At 66.5% G+C, this 15,584-nt stretch carries 15 protein-coding genes; 13 read left to right on the plus strand and 2 right to left on the minus strand.

Annotated elements, in window-relative coordinates; translation table 11 throughout:
* From QMX82_RS17465 to QMX82_RS17495, 7 genes are all read left to right on the plus strand, one after another.
* Nucleotides 1-193 (plus strand): hypothetical protein (locus tag QMX82_RS17465; RefSeq protein ID WP_282285917.1); only part of this gene is annotated, 193 nt, incomplete at its 5' end.
* 115 nt (nucleotides 194-308) lie between these two features.
* Nucleotides 309-2,342 (plus strand): M13 family metallopeptidase, encoded by a 2,034-nt coding sequence (locus tag QMX82_RS17470; RefSeq protein ID WP_282285919.1) that lies wholly within the window; start codon nucleotides 309-311, stop codon nucleotides 2,340-2,342.
* 73 nt (nucleotides 2,343-2,415) lie between these two features.
* On the plus strand, nucleotides 2,416-4,086 hold the full coding sequence (locus QMX82_RS17475; protein WP_282285921.1) for a bifunctional protein-serine/threonine kinase/phosphatase: 1,671 nt from the start codon (nucleotides 2,416-2,418) through the stop codon (nucleotides 4,084-4,086).
* Nucleotides 4,087-4,338: 252 nt separating this feature from the next.
* Nucleotides 4,339-5,085: a uroporphyrinogen-III C-methyltransferase gene (gene cobA / locus QMX82_RS17480; RefSeq protein ID WP_282285923.1), complete on the plus strand. Its 747-nt coding sequence runs from the start codon at nucleotides 4,339-4,341 to the stop codon at nucleotides 5,083-5,085.
* A gap of 60 nt (nucleotides 5,086-5,145) precedes the next feature.
* Nucleotides 5,146-6,165 carry a ligase-associated DNA damage response exonuclease gene (locus tag QMX82_RS17485; RefSeq protein ID WP_208691649.1) on the plus strand — a complete coding sequence of 340 codons (1,020 nt, stop codon included), beginning with the start codon at nucleotides 5,146-5,148 and terminating at the stop codon, nucleotides 6,163-6,165.
* Nucleotides 6,162-7,883, plus strand: a complete 1,722-nt coding sequence (locus QMX82_RS17490) for an ATP-dependent DNA ligase (RefSeq protein WP_282285926.1) — start codon at nucleotides 6,162-6,164, stop codon at nucleotides 7,881-7,883. The genes QMX82_RS17485 and QMX82_RS17490 overlap by 4 nt, the downstream gene beginning before the upstream one ends.
* Before the next feature lie 2 nt (nucleotides 7,884-7,885).
* Nucleotides 7,886-8,989: an FUSC family protein gene (locus QMX82_RS17495; protein ID WP_282285928.1), complete on the plus strand. Its 1,104-nt coding sequence runs from the start codon at nucleotides 7,886-7,888 to the stop codon at nucleotides 8,987-8,989.
* Here QMX82_RS17495 and QMX82_RS17500 read toward each other — a convergent pair.
* Nucleotides 8,929-9,393, minus strand: coding sequence for a hypothetical protein (locus QMX82_RS17500; protein ID WP_208691652.1), 465 nt, complete (start codon nucleotides 9,391-9,393; stop codon nucleotides 8,929-8,931). The genes QMX82_RS17495 and QMX82_RS17500 overlap by 61 nt on opposite strands.
* Nucleotides 9,394-9,894: 501 nt before the next feature.
* Here QMX82_RS17500 and QMX82_RS17505 point away from each other — a divergent pair.
* The 5 genes from QMX82_RS17505 to QMX82_RS17525 all read left to right on the plus strand — a co-directional run bounded on the left by QMX82_RS17505 (nucleotide 9,895) and on the right by QMX82_RS17525 (nucleotide 14,173).
* The gene (locus QMX82_RS17505; protein ID WP_007158910.1) at nucleotides 9,895-10,674 is read left to right on the plus strand and encodes a transporter substrate-binding domain-containing protein; all 780 of its coding nucleotides are present in this window, start codon (nucleotides 9,895-9,897) and stop codon (nucleotides 10,672-10,674) included.
* Nucleotides 10,675-10,776: 102 nt separating this feature from the next.
* Nucleotides 10,777-11,517: an ABC transporter permease gene (locus QMX82_RS17510; protein ID WP_133861065.1), complete on the plus strand. Its 741-nt coding sequence runs from the start codon at nucleotides 10,777-10,779 to the stop codon at nucleotides 11,515-11,517.
* On the plus strand, nucleotides 11,514-12,224 hold the full coding sequence (locus QMX82_RS17515; protein ID WP_208691653.1) for an ABC transporter permease: 711 nt from the start codon (nucleotides 11,514-11,516) through the stop codon (nucleotides 12,222-12,224). The genes QMX82_RS17510 and QMX82_RS17515 overlap by 4 nt, the downstream gene beginning before the upstream one ends.
* Nucleotides 12,225-12,261: 37 nt before the next feature.
* Nucleotides 12,262-13,374 carry a succinylglutamate desuccinylase/aspartoacylase family protein gene (locus QMX82_RS17520; protein ID WP_282285933.1) on the plus strand — a complete coding sequence of 371 codons (1,113 nt, stop codon included), beginning with the start codon at nucleotides 12,262-12,264 and terminating at the stop codon, nucleotides 13,372-13,374.
* Nucleotides 13,375-13,408: 34 nt separating this feature from the next.
* Nucleotides 13,409-14,173 carry an ABC transporter ATP-binding protein gene (locus tag QMX82_RS17525; protein WP_208691655.1) on the plus strand — a complete coding sequence of 255 codons (765 nt, stop codon included), beginning with the start codon at nucleotides 13,409-13,411 and terminating at the stop codon, nucleotides 14,171-14,173.
* Nucleotides 14,174-14,255: 82 nt separating this feature from the next.
* On the opposite strand, the gene QMX82_RS17530 is transcribed toward QMX82_RS17525, so the two are convergent.
* Nucleotides 14,256-14,387, minus strand: coding sequence for a hypothetical protein (locus QMX82_RS17530; protein WP_007158915.1), 132 nt, complete (start codon nucleotides 14,385-14,387; stop codon nucleotides 14,256-14,258).
* Between the two features lie 470 nt (nucleotides 14,388-14,857).
* Between QMX82_RS17530 and QMX82_RS17535 the strand changes: the two genes are divergently transcribed.
* On the plus strand, nucleotides 14,858-15,583 hold the full coding sequence (locus QMX82_RS17535) for a TorF family putative porin (RefSeq protein ID WP_208691656.1): 726 nt from the start codon (nucleotides 14,858-14,860) through the stop codon (nucleotides 15,581-15,583).
* Nucleotide 15,584 lies beyond the last annotated feature (1 nt).

Genomic DNA, 15,584 nt, shown 5'->3' on the forward strand with positions numbered 1-15,584 from the left:
AACTGGCGCAGCTGACGGTGTTCTGATCCAGAGCGTCGCCCACGATCCCCGCCTCGGCGGGGATCGTCGTTTCTGGGGTCACGGCTTGTTTGAAAAGTCGCCGAGCGAAGGTCAGGCAAGGCAAAAATCCGTGAGGAAGCGCAGTTTACGAGTGGTAAATGAGCATTCCGAACGGATTTTTAACGCTGCATGACCGAGCGCAGGCACTTTTCAGACAAAGCCGCCGCCCTTGGCAGGGTCGCGCCCCGACCGCTACCCTCGACGCCCCACCCTGCTTCCCTGTCCCTTCCTGGAGACCCTTTTCTCCCATGCCTGCGTTGAAACCTCTCACCCTCGCCATCGGCCTGCTGCTCGGCAGCCAGGCCTTCGCCGCCCCGGTTTTCGACGTCACCGAACTGGGTGACCCGGCCACCGCCTGCAGTGACCTCGACATCTTCGTCAATGAAAAATGGGTCGCGGCCAATCCGATCCCGCCGGACAAGTCACGCTGGGGTTCCTTCATGGCCCTGGGGGAAAAATCGCTCAACGACCAGCACGCCATCCTGCAGCGCGCCGCCCGCACCGCGGATCGCGCGGCAGCGGGCTCGGTGGAGCAGAAGATCGGCTGGCTGTATCGCTCGGGCATGGACGAGGCCGCCATCGAGCGCGCCGGCTATCGGCCGATCCAGGCGCAACTGGCGACCATCGACGGGTTGCGCACCACGGCTGATGTCGTGAAGTACCTCCAACAGAGCTTCGCCCGTGGCGACATGCAGCTGTTCTCCTTCGGCTCCGGCGCCGACTATCAGAACGCCAAGCAGCAGATCGCCTACGCCTACCAGGGCGGCCTGGGCCTGCCCACGCCCGACTATTACACCGAAGCCGACTACGCCAAGCTGCGCCAGGCCTATCTCGGCCACATCGCCCGGCTGCTGGTGCTGACCGGAGTGCCCAAGGCCAAGGCGGCCGCCCAGGCCGAACTGGTGCTGGCCTTCGAAAGTCGCCTGGCGCGGGCTTCCGTCAAGCCGGTGGAGCTGCGCAATCCGGAGAACCAGTATCACTACCTGAGCTTCGCCGAAGCCAACAAGGTCACGCCGCATTTCGACTGGCAGGCCTTCTTCGCCAGCCAGGGCGTCACCGGCCAGCAGGGCTTTTCGCTGTCCCAGCCGGGCTTCTTCGCCGAATTCGACCGGATGCTGGCCGAGACTCCCGTCGAGCAGTGGCAGGCCTATCTGCGTGCCCATGTGATCGACGACGCTGCGCCGCTGCTGTCCAGGCCTTTCCAGCAGGAAAGCTTCGAATTCAACCAGAAGACCCTGAGTGGCCAGCAGCAGCAGAGCGAACGCTGGAAACGGGTGCTGCGCGCGGTCAACGGCGCCATGGGCGAAGGTCTCGGCCAGCTCTATGTGCAGGAGCATTTCTCGCCCCAGGCCAAGGCGCGGGCCCAGGAGCTGGTGGACAACGTGATGCTGGCGCTCAAGGCGCGCATCGAGCAGCTCGACTGGATGAGTCCGGAGACCAAGCAGAAGGCGCTGGCCAAGTGGGACAGCTTCCTGCCCAAGATCGGCTATCCCGAGCGCTGGCGCGACTGGAGCGGCCTGACGCTCAAGCCGCAGGGCTTCTATGCCAACCTGGAAGCCGCCTCGCGCTTCAACTATCGCCATGACCTGGACAAGATCGGCAAGCCCACCGACCGCCAGGAATGGGGCATGTACCCGCAGACGGTGAATGCCTACTACAGCCCCACCGACAACACCATCAACTTCCCCGCCGCCATCCTGCAGCCGCCGTTCTTCTATCCGGACGGCGACGACGCCATCAACTACGGCGGCATCGGCGCGGTGATCGGTCACGAGGCCAGCCATGGCTTCGACGACCAAGGCAGCAAGTTCGATGGCGCCGGCAACCAGGTGGACTGGTGGACGCCAGCCGATCGCCAGGCCTTCGAAGCCCGCACCGGCAAACTGGTGGAGCAGTTCGACAACTACCAGCCGCTGCCGGATCATCCGGAGCTGCACGTCAACGGCAAGCTCACCCTGGGCGAGAACATCGGTGATCTCGGCGGCATCAATGCGGCCTACGACGCCCTGCAACTGGCCCTGGCCAAGAAGCCGGAGGAAGCCAACCGGAAGATCGATGGCTATACCCAGCAGCAGCGCTTCTTCCTCAACTGGGCGCGGGTCTGGCGCGGTTCGATCCGTGAAGAGCAGGCGCGCCTGTTCCTCAACACCGATCCCCATGCGCCCATGAGATTCCGCGCCCTTGGCGCGCCGTCCAACATGCCGTCCTTCGCCAAGGCGTTCAGCTGCAAGGCGGGTGATGCCATGGTCCGGCCGGACGAGAAACGCGTGGAAATCTGGTGAGGAATCAGGGGCGTCCGGTGGGCGGGTATCGCTTTTGCATTGCCCGTCTTCTTTCCTCTCCGGCGCCCCCTACATGCCTCTAGAACTCGCCTTCGCCGAAGCCACTGCGACCGGTCCGCGCAAGGAAAACCAGGACGCCTTGCGCAGTGTCCAGCCCAGCGCGGCGCTGGCGGCGACCAAGGGGCATCTGTTCGCCCTCGCCGATGGCGTCAGCGGCTGTCCCGACGGTGGTCTGGCCGCCCGCGCCACCCTCCAGGCCCTGGCCCAGGATTACTATTCCACCCCGGAGACCTGGCCGGTGGCCCAGGCCCTGGAGCGGTTGCTGCTGGCGCAGAATCGCTGGCTGCAGGCCGCCGGCAATGGCCAGCCACTGCTGACCACCCTCACCGCCCTGGTGATCCGCGGGCGGCGCTATACCCTGGCCCACGTCGGCGACTGCCGCGCCTACCGCTGGCACGGCGACCGGCTGAGCTGCCTCACCGTCGACCACGTCTGGCAGCAGGCCGGCATGCAGCATGTGCTGACCCGCGCCCTGGGGCTGGAGAACCACCTGGTGGTGGACTTTCGCGAAGGCGAGCTGGAAGCCGGCGAAACCCTGCTCCTGGTGAGCGACGGCGTCTGGGCCGCGCTGGGTGAAGACAGCATGAGGCGCATCCTGGTCGATGGCGTCGCGGAGCTGGAGGCCGCTGCCCAGGCCCTGGTGGCCGGCGCCCTGCATGCCGGTGGCCAGGACAACGCCAGCGCCTTGCTAGTACGGGTCGACCGCCTCCCTGATGTGTCCCTGGCCGATACCCTGGCCAGCGCCGATACCTGGCCGCCGTTGCCGGCGCTCAAGCCCGGCCAGCACTTCGAAGGCTGGACGGTGGTGGAGCGTCTGGCCGAGTCGCGGCAATCACTGCTCTACCGGGTCAAGGACGAGGGCGGTCGTCCGTGGCTGCTCAAGACCCTGCCCGCGGCGCTGCAATTCGACACCCTGGCCGGTCATACCCTGCTCATGGAGGAGTGGTTCCTGCGCCGGGTCGCCGGACGCGCCTTCGTCGAGGTCCATCCGTTGCCGCGGCGGGCGCATCTCTACTTCGTGCAACGGGAATATGCCGGTCGTACCCTGGCGCAGCAGCTGCGCAGCGAAGGCCCCCTGGCCCTGGCCGACTGGCTGGACGTCGCCTCCCGCCTGCTGCGGGCCCTCGGCCAGCTGCACAGACGCAACATCCTCCACCGCGACATCAAGCCGGACAACCTGCATCGCGGCCAGGATGGCGAATTGCGCCTGCTGGACTTCGGCCTGGCCTACTGTCCGCAGCTGTCCGAGGATCTGCATGACAGCCCGGGCACTCCCAGCTACCGGGCGCCGGAGTCCTTCGAGGGCGCCGAGCCCAGTCCGGCCCAGGATCTCTATGCGACCGGGGTGACCCTCTATCAGCTGCTCACCGGTGGCTATCCCTACGGCGAGGTCGAACCCTTCCAGCGGCCACGTTTCGGTGCGCCGGCCAGTGCCCTGCGCCGGCGTCCGGATGTACCGGCCTGGCTCGACGACTGGCTGCAGCGCGCCGTGGCGGTCGACCCCGCCGACCGCTTCGAAACCGCCGAGGAAGCCCTGTTGCTGCTGGAGCAGGGCGAGCGCCAACCCCTGACCCGCCCGCTGCCGCTGCTGCAGCGCGATCCCCTGCGCACCTGGCAGATCGTGGCCGCCTGTTCGCTGCTGCTGAATCTGCTGCTGGTGCTGCTCTGGCTCTATCGGCACTGAAGACGTCGCGGCGCCATGCCCTGCTTTGCAGCACGCTGCGCCCAAAAGGGGCAGCCAGCTGCCGGTTTCCAGCGGTAAACCGGCGGAAAGGACGGATCCGCGCCTTGGCATGAAGTCTGCAATTCCACAATACACATAGGTCTTTCTTCAACGGCGAGGAAAGACCCTCCGGACAAAGGCGTCCCAGCTGCTTGCAGCGGGACGCCTTTTTTTTGCGTTACAGTCGCTACCCTGGAATCGAGAGGTCACTACATGAGCGGGAAAGTCTGGTTGATCGGTGCCGGCCCCGGCGATCCCGAGCTGCTGACCCTCAAGGCGGTGCGCGCCCTGGGCGAAGCCGAGGTGGTGATGATCGATGACCTGGTCAATCCGGCGGTGCTCGAACACTGCCCTACCGCCCGGGTGATCCGCGTCGGCAAGCGCGGCGGCTGCCGCTCCACGCCCCAGGCCTTCATCCACCGACTGATGCTGCGCTATGCCCGCCAGGGCCGTTGCGTGGCCCGGCTCAAGGGCGGCGATCCCTGCATCTTCGGTCGTGCCGGCGAGGAAGCCGAATGGCTGGCCGCCCGTGGCGTCGCCAGCGAGATCGTCAACGGCATCACCGCCGGCCTGGCCGGTGCCACCGCCTGCGGCATCTCCCTGACCCTGAGAGGCGTGGCCCGTGGCGTGACCCTGGTCACCGCCCATACCCAGGACGACACGGCGCCCAACTGGGCCGCCCTGGCCGCCATCGGCACCACCCTGGTGGTCTACATGGGCGTGGCCCGCCTGGCCGAGATCCAGCAGGGCCTGCTGGACGGCGGTCTCGCGCTGACCACACCGGTGGCCATGATCGAGAACGCCTCCCTGCCGGACCAGCGCGAGTGCCGCTCGACCCTGCAACACCTGCAGGTGGACGCCGCCCTCTTCCAGCTGCGTAGTCCGGCGATCCTGGTGATCGGCGAGGTAGTTGGCCAGGCCGCCCTGCAACAGGCCCTGAGCTTCGCCGCCCAAGCCTGAGCGGCGAACTCCGGAGCCCGGCCGCCGTTCCTATGGGTATTCCCCTGCAGAGCGGCGCCCATGGACCTCGTCATCGCCCGACCGGACGGCCTCTATTGCCCGCCCGGTGACTTCTACATCGATCCCTGGCATCCGGTGGAACGTTCGGTCATCACCCACGGCCACGGCGACCATGCGCGGGTGGGCAACGGCCACTATCTCGCCACCTCCGGCAGCGCCGGCATCCTGCGCGCCCGGCTGGGTGCCGACATCAACCTCCAGACCCTGGAATACGGCGAGGTCATCGATCACCACGGGGTCAAGCTGAGCTTCCACCCGGCCGGCCATGTGCTGGGCTCGGCCCAGGTACGCCTGGAATACCGTGGCGAGGTCTGGGTGGCCTCGGGTGACTACAAGGTCGAACCCGATGGCACCTGCACCCCCTTCGAGCCGGTGCGCTGCCACACCTTCATCACCGAATCCACCTTCGGCCTGCCGATCTATCGCTGGCGCCCCCAGGCGGAGATCTTCGCCGAGGTCAACGCCTGGTGGCGCGCCAACCAGGCCCAGGGGTTGGCCAGCGTGCTGTACAGCTATGCCTTCGGCAAGGCGCAACGGCTCCTGCACGGCCTGGATCCGGAGATCGGTCCCATCCTCGCCCATGGCGCGGTGGAGCCCCTGAACCGGGTCTATCGCGAAGCCGGCATCCGCATCCCGGAAACCCACTACGCCGGCGACTTCAAGAAGAGCGACCCCACGCTGCGCCAGGCACTGATCATCGCGCCACCCTCCGCCGGCGGCAGCACCTGGATCCGCCGTTTCGGCGAGCACAGCGACGCCTTCGCCAGCGGCTGGATGATGCTGCGCGGCACCCGCCGGCGACGCGGGGTGGATCGCGGCTTCGTGCTCTCCGACCACGCCGACTGGCCAGGCCTGCTGTGGGCCATCGAGCAAACCGGCGCCGAACGGGTCATGGTCACCCATGGCTCGGTCGCCACCCTGGTGCGCTACCTGCGCGACCAGGGCCTGGACGCCCAGGGCTTCACCACCGAATACGGTGAGGAAGACGATACCCCCGTCGCCGCGGAGGCCCAGGCATGAAGGCCTTCGCCGAACTCTATGGGCGTCTCGACGCCACCACCTCCAACAATGCCAAGCTTGCGGCGCTGGTGGACTACTTCGGCAGCGCCCCGGCGGCGGATGCCGCCTGGGCGGTGTACTTCCTCGCCGGCGGCCGCCCCCGTCGGCTGGTACCCACCCGGCAGCTGCGCGAATTGACGATGACCCTCTCCGGGCTGCCCGAGTGGCTGTTCGAAGAAAGCTACCAGGCGGTGGGCGACCTGGCCGAAACCATGGCATTGCTGATTCCCACCGCCGATGCCGCCAATGCCGAGGGCCTGGCCTTCTGGCTGGAGGAGTACCTGCTGCCCCTGCGCGGCCTGCCACCGGAGGAACTGGCCGAGCGCCTGCCGCCGCTCTGGGACCAGCTGGATCGACAGAGCCTGATGGTCTGCATCAAGCTGATCACCGGCGAATTCCGCGTCGGTGTCTCCAAGCTGCTGGTGACCCGCGCCCTCGCCACTCTGGCGGACCTGGACCCCAAGCGCGTCGCCCAGCGCCTGGTGGGCTACACCGATCTGTCCCACCGCCCCACCGCCGGGGGCTATGCCCGCCTGGTCGCCCCGGAAAGTCCGGACGAGCATGCCCAGCGCGGCGGCCAGCCCTATCCCTTCTTTCTCGCCCACGCCCTGCAACTGCCGGTGGAGCAATTCGAGGCGCAACTGGGGCCGGCCGAGGACTGGCAGGTGGAATGGAAGTGGGATGGCATCCGTGCCCAGCTGGTCAAGCGCGACGGTCGCCTGTGGATCTGGTCGCGGGGTGAGGATCTGGTCACCGATCGCTTTCCCGAACTGCATCCCCTCGCGGATTTACTGCCCGATGGCACCGTCATCGATGGCGAGATCGTGGTCTGGAAGGAAGACGCCGCGCCCGATGCCCTGCTCAGCAGCGAGGAGGTCAGCGAGCAGCAGGACGGCCGCGATCCGGCCGCGCCCATCCCCTTCGGCGTGCAGCCCTTCGCGCTGCTGCAGCAACGCATCGGGCGCAAGACCCTGGGCAAGAAAATCCTCGAAGACGTACCGGTCATCCTGCTCGCCTACGACCTGCTGGAATGGCAGGGCCATGACCTGCGCAGCCAGCCGCAACGCCAGCGCCGCGCCGAACTGGAAGGGGTAGTAGCGCGCTGCGCCAGTCCGCTGCTGCGCCCCTCGCCGCTGCTGCACGGCAAAGACTGGCAGGACCTCGCCCGCCAGCGCGAGGCTTCGCGCACCCTGGGGGTCGAAGGGATGATGCTCAAGGCCCAGGATTCGCTGTATGGCGTCGGCCGCACCAAGGACATGGGCACCTGGTGGAAATGGAAGGTCGATCCCTTCTCGGTGGATGCGGTACTCATCTACGCCCAGCGCGGCCATGGGCGGCGTGCCAGTCTCTATTCCGACTACACCTTCGCCGTCTGGGACGGCCCGCCGGAGAGCAGCGAACGCACCCTGGTGCCCTTCGCCAAGGCCTACTCCGGCCTCACCGACGAAGAGATGCGCAAGGTGGACGCCATCGTCCGGCGCACCACGGTGGAGAAATTCGGTCCGGTACGCAGCGTCGAGCCGACCCTGGTATTCGAGCTGGGTTTCGAGGGCATTGCCCTGTCCAAGCGCCACAAGAGCGGTGTCGCCGTGCGCTTTCCACGGATGCTGCGCTGGCGTCACGACAAGCCGGTGGCCGAAGCCGACACCCTCGATATCCTGCAGAATCTGCTGGCCTAGCGATGGCTGGCCAGACAGCGCCGCCGGTGACCGCTGGCGCCTTGGGCGCGCCGCGGGAACCGCGCTGGGCCCTGGCGCTCGCCTGCCTGCCGGCCCTGGCGGCGATCCTGCTCACCGGCGGGTGGACCGGGGCCTGGCTCCCCTGCGTGGTGGCCCTGGGTGGCGCCTATACCGTCGGCTTCGGCGCCTACAAGAGCTTTGCCGCCGAGCCCCTGGCGCCCATGCTGGTGGCGGCGCTGGGCATGGCCTTTTCCGCCGTGGTCGGCTCCCTGCTGGGTCAGCAGCTGCTGGCGCTGGTCCTGGCCGGCGCCCTCTGGGCGGCCTGCTGCGCCTGGCTGTTCGCCGTTGGCAATGGCCCCTGGTGGATCACCCAGCAATGGACGGTGGCCCTGCTGGTAGCCGGCGGCTTTCCCGGCGATCTGCACCAGGCCCTGCTGCGGGGTGGCCTGGTGCTCGGCGGCGGACTGCTGCAACTGCTGTTCTTCGCCCTCGTACAAAAGGCCCTCTATCGCTCCCAATGGCGGCTGCGCACCGGTTCCCTCAAGGCCCATCTCAGGGAGGTGGTGGTGCTGTTCGAAGACAGATTTCGGCTCGGCCGCTACGGCTTCTATGCCGCCGCCGTGGTCGCCCTCTGCCAGACCCTGACCGGCCTGCTCGATTACGGCCACGGCTACTGGGCGCCGATGACCGCCCTGCTGGTGCTCAAGCCGCGGCTGGGCGATACCTGGCGGCGCGGCCTGGGTCGGCTGGGCGGCACCCTGGCCGGTTGCCTGCTGGCGGGCGCGGTGGTCTGGCTCGACAACACGCCCGCCGTCCTAGCCACTGCCTGCCTGCTGTGTGCGGCGGGCGCCTATCTGCTGCAGGACGGTCGCTACCCGCTGCAGACGCTGTTCATCACCGGCACCACGGTGCTGATGGTCGCCCTGGCCGGCGCCCCCGAGGCGAGCATCGCCCGTGAGCGGATCGGCAGCACCCTGCTCGGCGGTACGGTCGCCCTGCTCTTTCTGGCGCTGGAAGCCGGCGTCGCGCGAATCCTCGCGCGGTTTCAGCGGCGCAGCCGGTTGCGCCAGGCGAACACCAGCAAAGCCAACAGGGCGCCCAGGTAGCTGCCATCGTGCATCCAGGCCGCCAGCAGGAAACCTCTGCGGTCCTGCACGCAGTCCGGTACCCGCAGGACGCTGCCCAGCTCCAGGGCAAGCCAGCCCAGGCCCAGGCCCAGCACGGCGCAACCCAGCGCCCCGAGCAGCACGGCTGCGCTGCCGCGCCACAGATAGCGGTCACCGCCAGGACGTCCGCGCGCCAGCCAGAGCAGCGCCAGGCCCAGCGGCAGTCCTGCCGCCGCGCCGGCCTGCAGGCCGACCCGGGCCGCTCGCCAGCGGGGCGCCAGCTCGCTATCGAGCAGCCCGAATTGCGGAAATTTCAGGCAATCGAAGTAATCCGGCCCCAGGCCGTAGCTGAGCTGGTCATGCAGCGCCCCATAGAGCGCGGCCAGGAGGACCAGCGCCAGCAACCTGCCCAGGCTCCGCGCCACCGGCTAGCCCAGTGCCTTATGGCAGCCGGGCAGGCCGCTCATCCTTACCCCCGCGCGGACCTGGCGGCACCGGTAGCCGCTCGGCGCCGGAATCCTGCGGGGGGTCATCTTCTTTTCGCCATCGCTCATCCGGCTTCGCTCCCGTTTCCTTTGCACACAGCTGCACTCCGTGACTGCTACCGAACAGATACGATGTCTTAGCGAAGCGGACCTTCTGCTACCTTTCTGCCCACCTATGGCGCATGCGTATTTTTTTAGACCCAAAGCGGTGCGTTCGTCCGCGCCGGGCAGGAAAGCCGCGCCTTTCCGGTGCATAATGCGCGCCGCTCGGCGGGGTCGGCTGCTACAGGATGTAACCAACGCGGCAACCGCGTACAGATTTGGGACGATCTTCGCCGACTGGTAAGCTTATTGCTCCCGCGAGGGCACGGGCGTCGTACTGGCGCCATGATTTCATCCACATTCGCACTAGGATCCGACATGAAAAAAAGCTGGCTGACTCTCTCTGCGCTCGCCCTGTGTCTGGCCGCCGGTTCGGCGATGGCCAAGGAATGGAAAGAGATCCGCTTCGGTGTGGATACCACCTATCCGCCCTTCGAATCCCAGGCCGCCGATGGCAGCTTCGTCGGCTTCGACATCGAACTGGGCAACGCCATCTGCGAAAAGCTGGAGGTGAAGTGCAAGTGGGTGGTGAGTGACTTCGACGGCCTGATTCCCGGCCTGCGCGCGCGCAAGTTCGACGGCATCCTGTCCTCGCTGACCAAGACCCCGGCGCGTGCCGAACAGATCGACTTCTCCGACCTGCTCTGGTCGGGCCCCTCCTCCATGGTCACCAAGGAAGGCGCCAACCTGCAGGCCACCGCGGAAAGCCTGAAGGGCAAGACCGTGGGCGTGCAGCAGGGCACCATCCAGGAAACCTTCGCCAAGCAGAAGCTGGCGCCCAACGGCGTCAACGTCCAGAGCTACCAGAACCAGGATCAGGTCTATGCCGACCTGGTGTCCGGTCGTATCGACGTCGCCATGCAGGACATGCTGCAGGCCGAAGGTGGCTTCATGAAGTCGCCGCAGGGCAAGGGCTACACCAACACCGCCATCCATGACGAGTTGCTGCCGGCCGATACCGCCATCGGTATCCGCAAGGGCAACGACGAGTTCAAGACCTTCGTCAACAAGGGTATCGCGGCCATCCACGCCGACGGCACCTACGACAAGATCCAGAAGAAGTACTTCGGCGACCTGAACCTCTACGATCCCAAGTAAGGTCGGTTCGGCAAACGCCTCCGGTGCCACCGGGGGCGTTTTACGTATGACCGCCGGCGCCCACCGCGCCGGCGGCCTCACCAGGCGATTTTCCCAAGACGCATGCAGCAGAATTCCTTCGACTCCTTCTTGCAGTCCATCGGACTGGGCACGCTCAGCCTGCATGGCTACGGCCCGCTAATCCTGGAAGGCACCCTGACGACCCTCAAGCTCGCCGGCTTCGCGCTGATCGTGGCGGTCATCCTCGGCCTGCTCGGCGCCTCGGCCAAGCTGTCGCGCCTCGCGCCCCTGCGCTTCATTGCCCAGAGCTACACCACCCTGATCCGTGGCGTGCCCGATCTGGTGCTGATGCTGCTGATCTTCTACAGCCTGCAGAACTGGCTGGGCGCCCTCACCGACTACATGGGCTGGGATTACATCGACATCGATCCCATGGCCGCCGGTATCGCCACCCTCGGCTTCATCTACGGCGCCTACTTCACCGAGACCTTTCGCGGCGCCATCCTCGCCGTGCCGCGTGGTCAGGGCGAAGCCGCCCTGGCCTACGGGCTGAGCCGCTGGCAGACCTTCACCCTGATCACCTTTCCGCAGATGATGAGATTCGCCCTGCCCGGCATCGGCAACAACTGGCAGGTGCTGCTCAAGGCCACCGCGCTAGTCTCCATCATCGGCCTGGCGGATCTGGTCCGTGCCTCCCAGGAGGCCGGCAAGGGCACCTTCAAGCTGTTCTACTTCCTGATCGTCGCGGGCGTCATCTATCTGCTCATCACCGCCGTGACCAACGCCATCCTCGGGGCCCTGGAACGGCGCTATCACGTCGGCGTGCGGGAGGCCAAGCGATGATCGAACTCCTGCAGCAATACTGGAAACCGCTGCTGTGGACCGATGGCTATCACATCACCGGTCTGGCCATGACCCTCTGGCTGCTGGTGGCCTCGGTGGTGATCGGCTTCATCGTATCGGTGCCGCTGTCGGTGGCCCGGGTCTCGGAGCGCCGCTGGCTGCGCTGGCCGATCGGCCTCTACACCTACGTCTTCCGTGGCACCCCGCTCTATCTGCAGTTGCTGATCTGCTACACCGGCATCTACAGCCTGGGCTTCGTGCGCGACCAGCCGATGCTGGGCAGCTTCTTCCGCGACGGCCTGAACTGCACCATCCTGGCCTTCGCCCTGAATACCTGCGCCTACACCACCGAGATCTTCGCCGGGGCCATCCGCAACACCCCCCACGGCGAGGTCGAGGCGGCCAAGGCCTACGGCCTGGATGGCTGGCGCCTGTACGTGCACGTCATCCTGCCCTCGGCGCTGCGCCGCTCGCTGCCCTTCTACAGCAACGAAGTCATCATGATGCTGCACTCCACCACCCTGGCCTTCACCGCCACGGTGCCGGACCTGCTCAAGATCGCCCGCGACGCCAACACCGCCACCTTCCTGACCTTCCAGGCCTTCGGCCTGGCCGCGTTGCTGTACCTGGCGGTGTCCTTCATCCTGATCGGCCTGTTCCGCCTGGCGGAGCGCCGCTGGCTGGCCTTCCTCGGCCCGACCCACTGACCCAAGCGGCCGCGCCCGGCGCGGCCCCGGAGTTGTCATGCGCCATCTCACCCATCCGCTGGTCGCCCCGGTCCCGGGCACCGAGCGCTGCATCCACAGCTTCCACTTCGGTCCCGCCGACAGTGGCCGCAAGGTCTATATCCAGGCCTCGCTGCATGCCGACGAATTGCCCGGCATGCTCACCGCCTGGCACCTCAAGCAGCGCCTCCGGGCGCTGGAAGCCGCCGGCGAGCTCCTGGCGGAGGTGGTCCTGGTACCGGTGGCGAACCCCATCGGCCAGGATCAGCAGGTCGCCGACGTCCACCTCGGTCGCTACGAGCTGGAAAGCGGGCAGAACTTCAATCGCCGCTTCCGCGACATGACCGCCCAGGTCGAAGCCGCCATCGCCGAACGCCTCGGTGACGACGTGAGCGCCAACCAGGCCCTGGTGCGCGAGGCCTTCCGCACCGCCCTGGCCGGGGAATCCGCCACCACCCAGCTCGACAGTCAGCGCCTGACCCTGCAGCGCCTGGCCTGCGACGCCGAGGTGGTGCTCGATCTGCACTGCGATTTCGATGCCGTGGCCCACCTCTACACCACGCCGGAAGCCTGGCCCCAGGTCGAGCCGCTGGCGCGCTATTTCGGTTCCGAAGCCAGCCTGCTCGCCACCGATTCGGGCGGCCAGTCCTTCGATGAATGCTTCACCCTGCTCTGGTGGAATCTCAACCAGCGCTTTGGCGAGCGTCTGCCCCTGGGCAGCCTGTCGGTGACCCTGGAGCTGCGCGGTCAGCTGGACGTGCGTGACGAACTCGCCGCGGCGGATGCCGAGGCCATCGTCAACTACCTGCGTCACCAGGGCTTCCTGGGCGGCACCGCCGCCCCCCTGCCGCCGCTGCTGCAGCCGGCCACGCCGCTGGCGGCCGTGGAGCCCGTGGCGACCACCCAGGGTGGCGTGCTGGTGCTCAAGGCCCAGGTGGGCGAACGCATCGCGGTCGGCCAGGTGCTGGCGCAGGTCGTGGACCCCATCAGCGATCGTGTCGAAGAGGTCCGCAGCGCGGTCGCCGGCATCCTCTATGCGCGCTCCAATCGCCGCATGGCCACCGCCGGCATGGTGGTCGCCCACGTGGCGGGCACCGAGGCCTATCGCAGCGGCTACCTGCTCTCGCCGTGACCCCTACCCCTTTTCAGCTGTGGAATTCCTATCCATGTACAAACTGACCGTCGAAGGCCTGCACAAGCGTTACGGCGACCACGAAGTGCTCAAGGGTGTCTCGCTCAAGGCCAAGACCGGCGATGTGGTCAGCCTGATCGGCGCCAGTGGCTCGGGCAAGAGCACCTTCCTGCGCTGCATCAACTTCCTCGAGCAGCCCAATGCCGTGACCATGACCCTGGATGGCGAGACCATCCGCATGGCCGAGGATCGCGGCGCTGTACGGGTGGCGGACGCGGCCCAGCTGCAGAATCTGCGCACCCGTCTGGCCATGGTCTTCCAGCACTTCAATCTCTGGAGTCACCTGAGCGTGCTGGACAACATCACCCTGGCGCCGCGCAAGGCGCTGGGCATCAGCAAGGCGGAAGCCGAAGCGCGCGCGCGCAAGTACCTGGACAAGGTCGGTCTGCAAGCGCGGGTCGCCGATCAGTATCCGGCCTTCCTTTCCGGCGGCCAGCAGCAGCGGGTGGCCATCGCCCGCGCCCTGGCGATGGAGCCGGAGATCATGCTGTTCGACGAGCCCACTTCGGCGCTCGACCCGGAGCTGGTCGGCGAGGTGCTGAAGGTGATCCGCGCACTGGCGGAAGAAGGCCGCACCATGCTCATGGTGACCCACGAGATGGCGTTCGCCCGCGAGGTGTCTTCTCAGGTGCTGTTCCTGCACCAGGGGGTGGTGGAGGAAGAAGGTCCGCCGAGCGAAGTGCTGGTGAGCCCGCGTAGCGAGCGCCTGCGCCAGTTCCTCAGCGGCAACCTCAAGTAAGCCTGGGTCCCCGCCCGGGGGACCGCGCGCGAACCGGTCGGCTCCAGCCGGCCGGATTCGCGTCCGTCAAGGCTGGTGGCGCTTAGCGGCGCTGCTGCTGGCGACGACGCTGGGCAGCCAGTTGCTCGCGCTCACGGCTGGGAATCGGGATGGCCTTGACCAGACCGAGTCGCGCGAGCAGGTCCAGCATCAGAGCTTGTATACGGTCGTTCATGGAAACTCCTCGAGCCAGCGCTCAATCAGGGACAGCCATAGTGGGCAGACCTTGCTGCCCTCCTCCACAATATTGAGTCTTTCTGGTTCGATTCAATCCACCAACGTGCGGTTGTTCGTCGCAACAGGGCGGCGCTTTGTCAAAAAGTGTATCTTTTGCCCAAAGACAATGCCGGGGCCGCTCCGACGCCCGCCTGGTCAGGCGCTGCCGATTGTTATCGGAACCCATATCAAATCTGTCTGTCTTGATACTGCTATCGAGTTCAATTCTCGATCTGGAAACTGACGAATGGTGAAAATATGCCATCGTCGTTGGTTATCATCGCGGGACGATAACGGGTTAGCCGCGGTTTCTCATCCAATAACAACGATGTCATCAGGGTGCTCGCACCTCGATGTTCTCCCTGCTTGTTGTTATCCCCATCACATTCTTTCTCCAGTTAGCGTGACCGGCACGGCAGGAGTGCTCCCATGACCAGATCCTTACCTCTCTTCATCGCGCTCGGGCTGCTGGCCAGTCCGGCGCTGGCGGCCACCTGGGGCATGCAGCGCGAGGTAGGGGATTTCGATCTGAAGATGGGCACGGCCCCGTCACGCAGCATGGCTCAGGGTCTGGTCGCGCCCAACTCCGCCGGCATGGGCGGGGGCTTCGATCTCACCCACGACAGCGGCCTGTATTTCGGCCAGTGGACGACCAACAATGCCTCGTCCGCGGATGCGCCGTTGCTGGAGATGGACACCTACGCGGGCTACAAGCACCGCTTCGCGCCTGGCTATGGCTATGAGCTGGGCGTGATCAACTACAGCAACCTGATCCAGAATGTCGATCCCAGCCGCGAGCTGTATTCCGGGATGACCGTCTATGGCAAGCGCCTGGGCGCGGCCTTCGCCAATGACCCGGGGCGCCACAACGCCTCGCTCTATGCCGATCTGGGGACCCTGCCGCTGATCGAGACCGGGGTCTCGCTCAAGTACACCAACTATGTGCTGGATGTGCCTTCGACCCTCGACAGCGGCGGCATGGTACGCAGTTTCAACGACTGGTCGGTGAATCTGAGTCGCAAGTGGGTGAATACCCTGTTCAACCTGACCTACAGCGGCACCAGCCTGAGAGGCGCCGACTGCTCGGTGTATTCGGGCCACAACACCTACTGCGACAGCGCCCTGATGCTCAAGGCCTCGCACCCCTTCTTCTAGT

The organism is Pseudomonas sp. PS02302, from assembly GCF_029959585.1.
In the GTDB taxonomy this organism is placed as follows: Bacteria; Pseudomonadota; Gammaproteobacteria; order Pseudomonadales; family Pseudomonadaceae; genus Chryseomonas; species Chryseomonas aestiva.

Coding starts and splice junctions, on each gene's coding strand:
- QMX82_RS17470 (WP_282285919.1), top strand. CDS start 309: ATGCCTGCGTTGAAACCTCTCACCCTCGCCATCGGCCTGCTGCTCGGC.
- QMX82_RS17475 (WP_282285921.1), top strand. CDS start 2,416: ATGCCTCTAGAACTCGCCTTCGCCGAAGCCACTGCGACCGGTCCGCGC.
- cobA (WP_282285923.1), top strand. CDS start 4,339: ATGAGCGGGAAAGTCTGGTTGATCGGTGCCGGCCCCGGCGATCCCGAG.
- QMX82_RS17485 (WP_208691649.1), top strand. CDS start 5,146: ATGGACCTCGTCATCGCCCGACCGGACGGCCTCTATTGCCCGCCCGGT.
- QMX82_RS17490 (WP_282285926.1), top strand. CDS start 6,162: ATGAAGGCCTTCGCCGAACTCTATGGGCGTCTCGACGCCACCACCTCC.
- QMX82_RS17495 (WP_282285928.1), top strand. CDS start 7,886: ATGGCTGGCCAGACAGCGCCGCCGGTGACCGCTGGCGCCTTGGGCGCG.
- QMX82_RS17505 (WP_007158910.1), top strand. CDS start 9,895: ATGAAAAAAAGCTGGCTGACTCTCTCTGCGCTCGCCCTGTGTCTGGCC.
- QMX82_RS17510 (WP_133861065.1), top strand. CDS start 10,777: ATGCAGCAGAATTCCTTCGACTCCTTCTTGCAGTCCATCGGACTGGGC.
- QMX82_RS17515 (WP_208691653.1), top strand. CDS start 11,514: ATGATCGAACTCCTGCAGCAATACTGGAAACCGCTGCTGTGGACCGAT.
- QMX82_RS17520 (WP_282285933.1), top strand. CDS start 12,262: ATGCGCCATCTCACCCATCCGCTGGTCGCCCCGGTCCCGGGCACCGAG.
- QMX82_RS17525 (WP_208691655.1), top strand. CDS start 13,409: ATGTACAAACTGACCGTCGAAGGCCTGCACAAGCGTTACGGCGACCAC.
- QMX82_RS17530 (WP_007158915.1), bottom strand. CDS start 14,387: ATGAACGACCGTATACAAGCTCTGATGCTGGACCTGCTCGCGCGACTC.
- QMX82_RS17535 (WP_208691656.1), top strand. CDS start 14,858: ATGACCAGATCCTTACCTCTCTTCATCGCGCTCGGGCTGCTGGCCAGT.